Source organism: Streptomyces sp. PT12 (assembly GCF_003311645.1).
Lineage (GTDB): Bacteria > Actinomycetota > Actinomycetes > Streptomycetales > Streptomycetaceae > Streptomyces.
Window position 1 is genome coordinate 1 of record NZ_QEST01000080.1, and the last position, 12,269, is coordinate 12,269.

Genomic DNA, 12,269 nt, shown 5'->3' on the forward strand with positions numbered 1-12,269 from the left:
CGCGAGTGGCAGGCGTGGTTCGACTCGTGGCCGCTGCCGTTCGCGACGCTGGCCGCCGCGCGCCGGGGCGTCCCCCGAGCCCGCGCCCTCAGGGCTGCGCGCCATCGCCGAGCGGCTGCTCGACGAACTGGCCGCGCTGCCCGCGCCGTTGGCCGACCGCGAGCCCACGGCCCTGGCGGACATCCGGGCCGCCTGCCCGGACTGGCCCACGCCGCCAGGCACTTCGGCGCGGGCGGCGCGACGCCCCCGGCTGGCCGAGCGGTTGGAGGCCGCGTGGCTGGGGCGGGCCGCCGGGTGCGTGCTGGGCAAGCCCGTGGAGAAGATCCCCATCGAGGGCATCCGCGCGCTGGGCCGCGCCGCGGGGAACTGGCCGCTCGCGACGTGGTTCACCGAGGCGGGCGTGGCGCCCGAGGTGCTCGCGGCCCACCCCTGGAACCGCCGCTCGCGCGCCACGTCGCTGGCCGAGACCATCGACGGGGCGCCCGAGGACGACGACCTCAACTACCCGCTGCTCGGGCTGCTGTTACTGCGCCGCCACGGCCACCACTTCACCACGGCCGACGTCGCGCGGCTGTGGCTCGACGAGCTGCCCGCGGGCCGGACGTTCACCGCCGAACGCGTCGCCTACCGCAACCTGCTGGCCGGGATCGAGCCCCCGGGCACGGCCACCTTCCGCAACCCCTTCCGCGAGTGGATCGGGGCCCAGATCCGCGCCGACATCTTCGGCTGGACCCACCCGGGCGACCCCGCGACCGCCGCCGAACTCGCCCACCGGGACGCCACGTTGACCCACACCGGGGTGGGCGTGCACGGCGCGATGTTCATCGCGGCGGCCACCGCGGCGGCCATGGCGGGTGACACCGACGCGCACGGCTGCGTGCGCGCGGGGCTCTCCGTCGTCCCCCCGGGGTCGCGTTACGCGCGGGCGGTGCGCTTCGGCGTGGACGCCGCCCGCGCCGCGCCCGCCGCCGACGGCTGGGACGGCGTCGTCGACCGCCTGCACGAGCGGTACCGCGACCATCACTGGGTCCATGTCCTGCCCAACGCCGCCGTCGTCGCCGCCGCGCTCACCCACGCGGACGGCGACTTCTCGGCGACCATCTGCCGTGCGGTGTCGGGGGGTTGGGACACCGACTCCAACGGAGCGACGGCCGGGGCCCTGGCCGGTGCGCTCGCCGGGTCGCCGGGGGCGCTGCCCACCCGCTGGACCGGCCCGCTGAAGAACCGGCTCGCGACCACCGTCGCGGGCTTCGACGGCATCGGCTTCGACGCCCTCGCCACGCTCACCCTGGAGGCAACGGAGTGACCCTTCCCGTCAGCGGCGGCCCCGCCATCGCGGTCCTGGGATCCACCAACATGGACCTGGTCGCCTACACACGCACCGCCCCGCGCCGCGGCGAGACCGTGTCGGGGCGGGAGTTCCGCACGGTCCCCGGAGGCAAGGGCACCAACCAGGCGATAGCCGCCGCCCGCGCGGGCGGCGCCGTCACCATGATCGGCGCGGTCGGCGACGACGACTTCGGGCCCCGGCTGCGCGCCGCCCTCGACGGGGCTGGCGTGGACACGGCCGCGCTGCGCACCGTTCGGGGCCCCAGCGGCATCGCGCACATCCTCGTGGACGACGACGGAGGCAACTCGATCGTCGTCGTGCCGGGCGCCAACGGCACCGTCACCTCGCTCGCCCCGGGCGACGAGGAGCGCATCGCCGCCGCGGGCGCCCTGCTGATGCAGCTCGAACTGCCCATGGAGGGCGTGCTCGCGGGCGCGCGCGCCGCCCGCGCGCGGGGCGTGCGCACCATTCTGACCCCCGCGCCCGCCCAGCCGCTCCCCGACGAACTCCTCGCCCTCACCGACCTTTTGGTGCCCAACGAGCACGAGGCCGCCGCGCTCACCGGGCACCAGGTGCCGCGCCGCGCCGCCCTGGCGTTCCTCGACGTGGTGCCCGAGGTGGTCATCACCCTGGGCGAGGCGGGCAGCCTCCACGCCGCGCGCGGCGAGGAGCCGTTCACCGTCCCCGCGCTGCCGGTGCGCGCGGTGGACACGACGGCCGCGGGGGACACGTTCGTGGGCGCGCTCGCGGTGGCCGCCGGGGAGGGCCGCCCCATGGTGGACGGCCTTCGGTGGGCCGCGGCGGCCGCGGCCCACGCCGTTCAACGCCCCGGCGCCTCCTCGTCGATGCCGACGCGCGAGGAGATCGACACCCTGCACGCCACGCACCTCCAGGAAGCCCTATGAACGACGCACCAGGACACCGGGAAGCGACCGAGAGGGCGGCCCCCGTCTCCCCGGCCCCCGTCTCCCCCCTCGACGGGCTGCGCGTCCTCGACCTCGCCACCCTGTTCGCCGGGCCGCTCGCGGCCACGATGCTCGGCGACTTCGGCGCCGAGGTGATCAAGGTCGAGCACCCCAGGCGCCCCGACCCTTCGCGAGGCCATGGCCCGAGCAAGGACGGCGTGGGCCTGTGGTGGAAGCTGCTCGGCCGCAACAAGCGCGCCATCACCCTCGACCTGTCCACTCCTGGCGGCCGTGACGTGCTGCTGCGCATGGCCGCCGAGGCCGATGTGATCATCGAGAACTTCCGGCCTGGCACCCTGGAGAAGTGGGGCCTCGGCTGGGACGAGCTGTCCGCGGCCAACCCCCGTCTCATCCTCGCGCGGGTCACCGGGTTCGGCCAGTTCGGCCCGTACGCCCGGCGCCCGGGGTTCGGCACGCTGGCCGAGGCGATGAGCGGCTTCGCGGCGATCACCGGCGAGCCGGACGGGCCGCCGACGCTGCCGCCGTTCGGCCTCGCCGACTCGATCGCCGCGCTGACCACCGCGTATGCCGTGATGACGGCCCTGGCGGGCCTGGACCGCACGGGCCGGGGCCAGGTCGTGGACATGGCGATCATCGAGCCGATGCTCACGGTCCTCGGCCCCCAGCCGCTCTGGTACGACCAGCTCGGCCATGTGCAGCGGCGCACCGGGAACCGCTCGGCCAACAACGCCCCCCGCAACACCTACCGCACCGCCGACGGGCGCTGGGTCGCCGTCTCCACGTCGGCGCAGTCGATCGCCGAGCGCGTCATGCGCCTGGTGGGGCGGCCCGAGGTGGTCGAGGAGGACTGGTTCGCGACGGGCGCGGGCCGCGCCAGCCACGCCGACGAGCTCGACGAGGCCGTCGGCGCGTGGATCGCCCGGCATGAACGGGCCCAGGTCATCGAGGCGTTCGAACGCGCCGAGGCGGCCATCGCGCCCATCAACGACATCCGCGACGTCATGGCCGACGAGCAGTACAGGGCGCTCGGCTCGATCACCGAGGTCGAGGACGACGAGCTCGGCATGGTCCGCATGCAGAACGTCCTCTTCCGCCTCTCGGGGACGCCGGGCGCCATCCGCTGGGCGGGGCGCCCGCACGGCGCCGACACGGACGAGGTGCTCGGTGACCTCGGCCTGTCGCCCGAGGAGATCGCGTCGCTGCGCGCTGGCGGCGCCCTGTGACCGCGGCCGTGGCCCAGGCGCCCTATCTGACCTGGCTCTATGTCCCCGGCGACCGCCCCGATGTGGTGGCCAAGGCGCTGGGCTCGGGCGCCGACGTGGTGATCGTGGACCTGGAGGACGCGGTCGCCCCCGAGCGCAAGCGATACGCGCTCGACGCGACGGCCGAGCTGCTGAGCGAACGCCAACGGGTGCCGGTGCACGTCCGGGTCAACGCGCTCGAAGGCCCCCTCGCCGAGGGCGAGGTGCGGCGCCTGGCCCCGCTGCCGGGGCTCGACGCGCTGCGGCTGCCCAAGGTCACGGGCCCCGACGGCATCGCGCGGGTCGCCGGGTGGGCCGCCCCCGTGCCGCCCCTGTACGCGCTGCTCGAGAGCGCGCTCGGCGTGGAGAACGCCCACGCCGTCGCCACGGCCCACCCCGCGGTGGCGGGTCTCGCGCTCGGCGAGGCGGACCTGCGCGCGGACCTGGGCGTGTCCGACGCGGCGGGCCTGGCCTGGCCCCGCTCCCGCACGGTGGTGGCGGCGCGCGCGGCGGGCCTCGCGCCCCCGGCGCAGTCGGTGTACCCGGACGTCAGGGACACCGAGGGCCTGGCGCGCTCGTGCGCGGAGGGCCGCGCCCTGGGCTTCCTGGGCCGCACGGCGATCCACCCCCGTCAACTCCCGGTCATCGAGCGGGCGTTCCTGCCGACCGCGGCGGAGGTCGAGGCGGCCCACGAGGTGGTCGGCGCCGCGACGACGGAGGCGGGCGCCCTGTCACTGGCCGACGGAAGGTTCGTGGACGCGGCGGTGGTGGCGGTGGCGCACCGCACCCTCGCCCTCGCCGGGCGGGCACAGGAACGGCGCCCCCGCGCCCCCCGGTCGCCCTGAGGTGCCCCTCCGGGGGAACCGGCCGTGTGCGGGATCGGCTCGGAGGCCCCGAGCCGGGGGGGCGGGGCACAGCCCCGGCCCCCGGCCCGTGAACGCCAAGGAGCCGGACCGCCCGGCACCCGCGACACCCCGGGACCCGCGCCTCACCACCGGTCGTGCACCGCGACGTTCACCGCGCGACAGAGCATCGCCCTGCCGGACGGCGCCCACCCTCCGCGCCCACCGGACGGCGTTCACGCCCGCCCGCGAGGCGCCGCGGGAACGCCGAAGGCCCCGGGCTTCCGGCCCACGCGCCAGCGTGGGCCGGAAGCCCGGGGCCCTCAAAGAACCACCAACCCCCGCGGGAGGCGTCAGTCCTCCAAACGTGGGAACAGCGGCGCGCCCTTGGTGACCGGGGTGCCGGGGGGGAGCTGGCCCCAGCGGGCCGCCTCCCCCACGCGCTGGGCCGCCAGGTCGCCCAGCGCCTCGCCCGCGCCCAGGGAGTCCCACAGCGCGCGCGACGTCGTCGGCATCACGGGGTGCAGCAGCACCGCGATCGCGCGCAGCGACTCCGCGGCCGTGTACAGGATCGTCGCCAGCCGTGCCCGCGCGGGCTCGGAGGTGTCCTTGGCGACCTTCCACGGCTCCTGCGCCGTCAGATAGCCGTTGACCCGCTTGATGAAGTCGAAGACCGCCGCGATGCCGCCCTGGAAGTCGAGCTCGTCGCCGACGCGCCGGTCCGCCTCGGCGACCGCGGTGGCCAGCGCCTCGTGCAGCGAGCGCTCCGCCTCGCCCGCCCCGCCAGGGTCGGGCAGCGCGCCGCCGAAGTACTTGCCGATCATGGCGGCGACGCGGGAGGCCAGGTTCCCGTAGTCGTTGGCCAGCTCGGACGTGTACCTGACCTGGAAGTCCTCCCACGAGAACGACCCGTCCTGGCCGAACGCGATCGCGCGCAGGAAGTACCAGCGGTAGGCGTCCACCCCGAAGTGCGACGTGAGGTCCTGCGGCTTGATGCCCGTCAGGTTGGACTTGGACATCTTCTCGCCGCCCACGAGCAGCCACCCGTTGGCCGCGACCTTGCCCGGCAGCGGCAGCCCGTTGGCCATCAGCATCGCGGGCCAGATGACCGCGTGGAAGCGGAGGATGTCCTTGCCCACGAGGTGCACGTCGGCGGGAAAGATGGACTCGAAGCGCTCCTGGTCGGCGCCGAAGCCCACGGCCGTCGCGTAGTTGAGCAGCGCGTCGACCCACACGTAGATGACGTGCCGCGCGTCCCACGGCACGGGGATGCCCCAGTCGAACGTGGAGCGCGAGATGGAGAGGTCCGTGAGGCCCTGGCGCACAAAGTTGATCACTTCGTTGCGCGCGGACTCGGGCTGGATGAAGCCGGGGTTGGCCTCGTAGTGCTCGAGCAGCCGGGGGCCGTAGTCGGAGAGCCTGAAGAAGTAGTTCTCCTCCTTCAGCAGCTCCACGGGCCGCTTGTGGATCGGGCACAGCTTCGCGCCGCCCTCGCCGTCGAGCAGCTCGCCCGGGACCTTGTACTCCTCGCAGCCCACGCAGTAGGGGCCCTCGTACCCGCCGGGGTAGATCTCGCCCTTGTCGTAGAGCGCCTGGAAGAACTCCCGCACCCGGTCCGTGTGCCGCTTCTCCGTGGTGCGGATGAAGTCGTCGTTCGCGATGTCGAGGTGCCGCCAGAGGGGCTTCCAGGCGTCGGCCACCAGCGTGTCCGCCCACTCCTGTGGGGACACGCCGTTGGCCTCCGCCGTGCGCATGATCTTCTGGCCGTGCTCGTCCGTGCCGGTGAGGTACCACACCTTCTCGCCGCGCTGGCGGTGCCAGCGCGTGAGCACGTCGCCCGCGACGGTCGTATAGGCGTGGCCCAGATGGGGAGCGTCGTTCACGTAATAGATCGGGGTCGAGACGTAGTACGCCTTCGCCCCGGTCCCTGAATCTGATCCGGTGGCCGCCATGCCGGGGATCCTATCCGCGCGCCGCGGACAAGCGGAAACGGATAGCGGCCCGTTGGCCTGGCCGCGCGCCGGGGCCGCTCAGCCCTCGCCCGCGTCACCCGCTCGGCCGCCGCACGGTCGGCGCACGGTCGGCGCCGCCGACGGCGTCGGCGAAGAAGCGCGGCACGATCTGCCACGACAGGCCGTATCTGTCCTTGAGCCAGCCGCACTGGCTCTCCTCGGCCCGGTCGGCGCGGTCGACATAGAGCGAGACGGCCTCGGCAAAGGGGAAGTGCGGGCCGCCGTTGAGCGCGATGTACCGCTGGCCCGACTCATCAGTGGGGCGAGCGGCCCTCAACGCGCGGGCGGCGCGGTGGCGGCGAGCGGGAGGGCGCGCAGCAGCGACACGGAACGCGCGGGAACGGTGAGAGTGTCGCCGCCGCGGTGCACGGTGCCGGGCGGGGCGTGCTGGTCCTCGCGCGAGGTGTCGACAAGGAGGGTGTAGGCGTCGGCCCACGGCTGGGCGGGCAGCGGGAACCGAAGGGGCCCGGCGCCCGCGTGCAGGATCGCCAGGAAGCTGTCGTCGGTGACGGGCCGCCCCTTGGCGTCGCGCTGCGGGATGTCGCGGCCCGAGAGGAACATCCCGAGCGTCGCGCTGGGCGCGTACCAGTCCTTCTCGTTCATCTCCCGGCCCTCGGCGGTGAACCAGCCCAGATCCCTTATGCCCTCGGGCCCTTGGCGGCGGCCGGAGAAGAACGCGCGGCGGCGCAGCACCGGGTGCTCGCCGCGCATCCTGATCAGGCGGCGGGTCAGGTCGAGCAGCGGGCGCCAGGCGGGGTCGTCGCGCAGGGACCAGTCGATCCAGCTGATCTCGTTGTCCTGGCAGTAGGCGTTGTTGTTGCCGCCCTGGGTGCGGCCCATCTCGTCGCCCGCGACCAGCATGGGGACGCCGGTGGACAGCAGCAGGGTGGTCAGCATGTTGCGCAGCTGGCGGCGGCGCAGGGCGGCCACCTCGGGGTCGTCGGTCTCGCCCTCGGCACCGCAGTTCCACGAGCGGTTGTCGTCGCTGCCGTCGCGGTTGTCCTCGCCGTTGGCCTCGTTGTGCTTGTGCTCGTAGGAGACCAGGTCGCGCAGGGTGAAGCCGTCGTGCGCGGTGATGAAGTTGACGGAGGCGTAGGGGCGCCGGCCGCCCCAGGCGTAGAGGTCGCTTGAGCCCGAGAGCCGGTAGCCGAGGTCGCGGACGTCGGGCAGCGCGGAGCGCCAGTAGTCGCGGACGGTGTCGCGGTAGCGGTCGTTCCACTCGGTCCACAGCGGCGGGAACGCGCCCACCTGGTAGCCGCCCGAGCCGACGTCCCACGGCTCGGCGATCAGCTTGGCGCGGCGCAGCACGGGGTCCTGGGCGATGACGGCGAGGAAGGGCGAGAGCATGTCGACGTCGTGGAACGAGCGGGCGAGCGCGGCGGCGAGGTCGAAGCGGAAGCCGTCGACGCCCATCTCGGTCACCCAGTAGCGCAGCGAGTCGGTGATGAGGCGCAGCGCCTGGGGCTGGACGACGTGCAGGGTGTTGCCGCACCCGGTGTAGTCGGCGTAGCGCCTTTGGTCGTCGGCGAGCCGGTAGTAGCCGGGGTTGGCGATGCCGCGCAGGGAGAGGGTGGGGCCGAGCTCGCTCGCCTCGGCGGTGTGGTTGTAGACGACGTCGAGGATGACCTCGATGCCCGCGGCGTGCAGCGCGCGGACCATCCGCTTGAACTCGCCGACCTGCTGGCCGCGGGTGCCCGAGGCGCTGTAAGCGGCGTGCGGGGCGAAGTAGCCGATGGAGTTGTAGCCCCAGTAGTCGCGCAGGCCACGGCGCAGCAGGTGGTCCTCGTGCGCGAACTGATGCACGGGCAGCAGCTCGACGGCCGTGACGCCGAGCCCCGTCAGGTGCTCGATGGCGGCGGGGTGGCCCAACCCCGCGTAGGTGCCGCGCAGTTCGGGCGGGATGCCGGGGTGGCGCGTGGTGAAGCCGCGGACGTGCAGCTCGTAGATGATGGAGTCGGCCCAGGGCGTCTTGGGCCTGATGTCATCCACCCATGTCTCGGTGTCGTGGACGACGACGCCCTTGGGGACGAACGGCGCGGAGTCGCGGTCGTCGCGGACGGTGTCGGCGATGTCCTGCCGCGGATGGTCGCGCTGGTGCCCGTAGACCTCGGCGGGCAGCGCTCCGTAGTCGCCGTCGACGGCCTTGGCATAGGGGTCGAGCAGGAGCTTGGCGGGGTTCCAGCGGGCGCCTGAGGCGGGGTCCCAGCGGCCGTGGACCCGGTAGCCGTAGCGCTGTCCTGGCCGGATGCCGGGCACAAATCCGTGGAAGATCTCATGGGTGAGCTCATCGAGGGAGCACCGGGTCTCGCGTCCTTCGTCGTCGAAGAGGCACAGCTCCACGGCGTCGGCACCGCCGGCCCACAGGGCGAAGTTGGTGCCCTCGACGCCATCGGGACCCGTGCGGAAGCGAGCGCCGAGCGGCTGCGGGCGGCCGGGCCAGACATCGGTCTTCACGCGCTCGGTCGGCTGGGACACGTGTGCCCTCCCATGGTCGCTCGCCCTGATCCTGCCCGTCGGCGGGGCCGCCCTCACGCGCGGTCGGCCACCGGACTCTGGATCCCTAAGGCATTCAACCAGCTTCGCCGCGAATGAGGCGTTTTGTCGCCTCGCCCCTGGCGCGCCCGCCCTTCGGCGCGGCGCGAGGCCGCGAGGGAACGCCGAACTGCGAGGGAACGCCAAACTGCGACGGAACGCCGAACTGCGACGGAACGGTGACAATCGGCGGGCGGCCGGGGCCCGTTGCGATGTGATGATATTGCCGCGCGGGGGCCCATGGGGGTCCGGAGGGGGAGAGGGACGATCGTGAGAACGCGACCGGTCTCGGTGCTGGTGGGCACCCTGATGCTGCTCGCGACCGCGTGCGGCGGGAGCGGCGAGGCGGAGGAGCCCGAGGGCGGATCCCCCTCGGCCACCGAGGCCCCCGCGGTCGAGATAGCCATCGCGCCGGAGGACGGCGCCACCGGCGTGGCCACCTCGGGCGAGCTGCGGGTCAGCGCCGAGCACGGCACGCTCACCGGCGTCTCGGTCACCGACGCCGAGGGCGCCGAGGTGCCGGGCGAGCTGACCGAGGACGCGACCGGCTGGGAGCCGGACGAGCACCTGGCCAACGACACGGCCTACACCGTCACCGCGGTCGGCGAGAACGCCGAGGGCCGGGAGGCCACCGCCGAGTCGGGCTTCACCACCGTGGCCGCGGACGAGACGTTCACCACCAACTGGAACATCTCCGACGGCGCCACCGTCGGCGTCGGGATGGTCCTGTCGCTGACGTTCGACACCCCCATCGAGGACACGGCCGCGGTGCGCGACGCCGTGCGGATCACCGCGGGCTCGGGCGCCGAGGTGCGCGGGCACTGGTTCGGCACCCAGCGGCTCGACTTCAGGCCCGCGGAGTACTGGGAGGCGGGCACCGAGGTCGAGGTGAGCTTCCGCATCCGCGGCGTCGAGGGCGCGCCGGGCGTCTACGGCACCCTCCGCGAGGACCTGGCGTTCACCGTGGGCCGCTCCCAGGTCACCACCGTGGACGCGGCGGCCAAGGAGATGCGCGTCGTGCGCGATGGCGAGGAGCTGCGCACCGTGCCGGTCACCACGGGCGCCGCGGCCACGCCCACCTGGAACGGCAGGATGGTCATCACCGAGAAGCACCGCGAGACCCGCATGGACGGCGCCACGGTCGGCTTCGGCGGCGAGTACGACATCCCCGACGTGCCGCACGCGATGCGGCTGAGCACGTCGGGGACGTTCATCCACGGCAACTACTGGGCCAGCTCGGACACGTTCGGCCGCGACAACGTCAGCCACGGCTGCATCGGCCTGGACGACACCAGGGGCGCGGGCGACCCCGACACCCCCGCCGCGTGGTTCTACGAGAACTCGATCATCGGCGATGTCGTCGAGGTCATCAACTCCGATGACGACGTCATCGCCCCCGACAACGGCCTCAACGGCTGGAACATGCCCTGGGACGAGTGGGGCGCGGGCCAGTAGCCGCGGACGGACCGGCGATCGGACCGGCGAACGGACCGGCGAACGACCGGGCCCGCGCCGGGAGATGCATGAGGGCGCTGGCTAGCCTGACCGTCATGACGCCTGATCGCACGACGACCGTGCACCTGGAGGTGGCGGAGGACGGGGTCGGCACCATCCGCCTCGACCGCCCGCCGATGAACGCGCTCGACATCGCCACGCAGGACCGGCTGCGCGAGCTGTCCGCCGAGATCACGGCCCGCGACGACGTGCGGGCGGTGGTCCTCAGGGGCAGCGAGAAGGCGTTCGCGGCCGGCGCCGACATCAAGGAGATGCGCGCCATGGACCACCCGGCCATGGTCGCCCGCGCCCGAGGGCTCCAGGACGCGTTCAGCGCCGTGGCCGCCATCCCCAAGCCGGTCGTGGCGGCCGTCACGGGCTACGCGCTGGGCGGCGGCTGCGAGCTGGCCCTCTGCGCCGACGTGCGCTTCGCCGCCGCCGACGCCAAGCTGGGCCAGCCCGAGATCCTGCTCGGCCTGATCCCGGGCGCGGGCGGCACCCAGCGGCTGCCCCGGCTGATCGGGCCGAGCCGCGCCAAGGACCTGATCTTCACCGGGCGCGCGGTCGGCGCCGACGAGGCCCTTGCCATCGGCCTGGTGGACCGCGTGCTCCCGGCGGGCGAGGTCTTCGCCGAGGCGCACGCCTGGGCCGCCCGCCTCGCCGCCGGCCCCGCGACCGCGCTGCGCGCGGCGAAGGAGGCGGTCGACACCGGCGCCGAGACGGACCTGGCGACCGGCCTCGCCGTCGAACGCGCCTGGTTCGCCCAGCTGTTCGCGACCGAGGACCGCGCGTACGGCATGCGCAGCTTTGTGGAGGAGGGCCCGGGAAAGGCCCGCTTCTGGCCCAGGGACTGACATGGCCGTCGGCATATGTGGGCGACCACACCAGGAACAGTCACCCCACGAGGGGCAGTTACCCCGGAACCGACCACGCGCGGGGCATATGCACGCCATGATGGGGGGCATGTCAGCAGCGGCGGATGCCCCCCTTCGGGATCTCGTGGAAAGGGCGGAGGACGCGCTCTCCCGCGATCCCTCCGCCGGTGAGATCCGCCTCCCCTCCCAGCCCAGCTCGGCGCGCATCGCCAGGAGGCTGACCAGACGGCAGCTCCAGCAGCGGTGGATGCTGCCGCCCGAGCTGGCGGATGACGCGGTGCTCCTGGTCTCCGAGCTGGTGGGGAACGCCGTGCAGCACGCCGGCGCCCCGGTCTTCGGGCTGCGGATCCGGCGCCGCAGAGGGTGGATCCGCGTCGAGGTCCGCGACCCCTCGCGCGCCCTCCCGTGCCAGCTGCCCGTCCGCGAGATGGACGTCACCAGCGGCCGTGGCCTCTTCCTCGTGGACACCCTGGCCGACCGGTGGGGCGTGGACCTGCTGCCGCACGGCAAGTGCACATGGTTCGAGATGCGGATCGCCTGCCGCGCGCCCCACGCCTGAGCGCGCCGGGCTTCTGAGCGCGCGGCAGGCTACGGTCTGCGGCCCCTGGTCGCCCGGCGACGCCGGTCGTTGCACAGCAGGCAGCGGCCCCAGCCGGGCGGCAGCGGGTCCTCGGGGTCGCCGTGCAGCGGGTCGACCGCCCCGCGCGGGTGCTCGCGGCAGCCCGTCGCGCCAGGCCCGTCGCTCAGGGACTGCGCCGAGGCCAGCGCCCTGCGCAGCGCGTCCACCAGGACCTCGGCCTGCTCACCCGTGGGCGGCTCCTGGTCGAAGGCGATGTCGGTCGCGGTCCGCAGGGCCGCCTGCACGTCCCGCAACTCTGACTGCTGAGTCATGCGCGCCAGCGTAGAACGCCCCACTGACAGCGCCCGTGCCAGCGCCCATGCCAACGCCCGTGCCAGCGCCATCCGACAGCGGCATGGGTCGCTGGTCCTACGCCCAAAAACCCGTGGGAAGTGTCA

Annotated in this window: 10 protein-coding genes and 1 pseudogene; 7 read left to right on the plus strand and 4 right to left on the minus strand. The window is 73.9% G+C overall.

Going from position 1 to position 12,269, the window contains the following annotated elements:
* From DEH69_RS07870 to DEH69_RS07885, 4 genes are all read left to right on the plus strand, one after another.
* Positions 1–1,306: ADP-ribosylglycohydrolase family protein (locus tag DEH69_RS07870; RefSeq protein ID WP_147255470.1), on the plus strand; the 1,306-nt coding region annotated here is incomplete at its 5' end.
* Positions 1,303–2,235, plus strand: coding sequence for a ribokinase (locus DEH69_RS07875; RefSeq protein WP_309302769.1), 933 nt, complete (start codon positions 1,303–1,305; stop codon positions 2,233–2,235). The genes DEH69_RS07870 and DEH69_RS07875, both read left to right, overlap by 4 nt.
* Positions 2,232–3,479, plus strand: coding sequence for a CaiB/BaiF CoA-transferase family protein (locus DEH69_RS07880; protein WP_113686174.1), 1,248 nt, complete (start codon positions 2,232–2,234; stop codon positions 3,477–3,479). Before DEH69_RS07875 ends, DEH69_RS07880 begins: the two co-directional genes overlap by 4 nt.
* Complete coding sequence (locus DEH69_RS07885; RefSeq protein WP_258534524.1) at positions 3,476–4,342, plus strand: CoA ester lyase; 867 nt, start codon at positions 3,476–3,478, stop codon at positions 4,340–4,342. Before DEH69_RS07880 ends, DEH69_RS07885 begins: the two co-directional genes overlap by 4 nt.
* A 350-nt stretch (positions 4,343–4,692) precedes the next feature.
* Here DEH69_RS07885 and metG read toward each other — a convergent pair whose 3' ends face one another.
* From metG to glgX, 3 genes and pseudogenes are all read right to left on the minus strand, one after another.
* Positions 4,693–6,291, minus strand: a complete 1,599-nt coding sequence (metG, locus tag DEH69_RS07890) for a methionine--tRNA ligase (protein ID WP_113686175.1) — start codon at positions 6,289–6,291, stop codon at positions 4,693–4,695.
* Positions 6,292–6,448: 157 nt separating this feature from the next.
* Positions 6,449–6,601: pseudogene (locus DEH69_RS32480) on the minus strand (VOC family protein); the annotation flags it as partial.
* 23 nt (positions 6,602–6,624) lie between these two features.
* The gene (gene glgX, locus DEH69_RS07900) at positions 6,625–8,826 is read right to left on the minus strand and encodes a glycogen debranching protein GlgX (RefSeq protein WP_258534525.1); all 2,202 of its coding nucleotides are present in this window, start codon (positions 8,824–8,826) and stop codon (positions 6,625–6,627) included.
* Between the two features lie 327 nt (positions 8,827–9,153).
* Here glgX and DEH69_RS07905 point away from each other — a divergent pair, with 327 nt between their 5' ends.
* From DEH69_RS07905 to DEH69_RS07915, 3 genes are all read left to right on the plus strand, one after another.
* Positions 9,154–10,338: an Ig-like domain-containing protein gene (locus DEH69_RS07905; RefSeq protein ID WP_309302770.1), complete on the plus strand. Its 1,185-nt coding sequence runs from the start codon at positions 9,154–9,156 to the stop codon at positions 10,336–10,338.
* A 95-nt stretch (positions 10,339–10,433) separates the two neighbouring features.
* Entirely contained in the window at positions 10,434–11,231 is a 798-nt protein-coding gene (locus DEH69_RS07910; protein WP_113686178.1) for an enoyl-CoA hydratase/isomerase family protein, read from the plus strand.
* A gap of 109 nt (positions 11,232–11,340) precedes the next feature.
* A complete protein-coding gene (locus DEH69_RS07915; RefSeq protein ID WP_113686317.1) occupies positions 11,341–11,811 on the plus strand; it encodes an ATP-binding protein in 471 nt (156 codons plus the stop codon).
* Positions 11,812–11,840: 29 nt separating this feature from the next.
* Here DEH69_RS07915 and DEH69_RS07920 read toward each other — a convergent pair whose 3' ends face one another.
* Positions 11,841–12,143, minus strand: a complete 303-nt coding sequence (locus DEH69_RS07920; RefSeq protein WP_181727315.1) for a hypothetical protein — start codon at positions 12,141–12,143, stop codon at positions 11,841–11,843.
* Between the last annotated feature and the right edge of the window lie 126 nt (positions 12,144–12,269).

What these genes read in the sequence shown, in the direction of transcription:
- DEH69_RS07880 (WP_113686174.1), top strand. Translation starts at nt 2,232, where the DNA reads ATGAACGACGCACCAGGACACCGGGAAGCGACCGAGAGGGCGGCCCCC.
- metG (WP_113686175.1), bottom strand. Translation starts at nt 6,291, where the DNA reads ATGGCGGCCACCGGATCAGATTCAGGGACCGGGGCGAAGGCGTACTAC.
- DEH69_RS07910 (WP_113686178.1), top strand. Translation starts at nt 10,434, where the DNA reads ATGACGCCTGATCGCACGACGACCGTGCACCTGGAGGTGGCGGAGGAC.
- DEH69_RS07915 (WP_113686317.1), top strand. Translation starts at nt 11,341, where the DNA reads ATGTCAGCAGCGGCGGATGCCCCCCTTCGGGATCTCGTGGAAAGGGCG.
- DEH69_RS07920 (WP_181727315.1), bottom strand. Translation starts at nt 12,143, where the DNA reads ATGACTCAGCAGTCAGAGTTGCGGGACGTGCAGGCGGCCCTGCGGACC.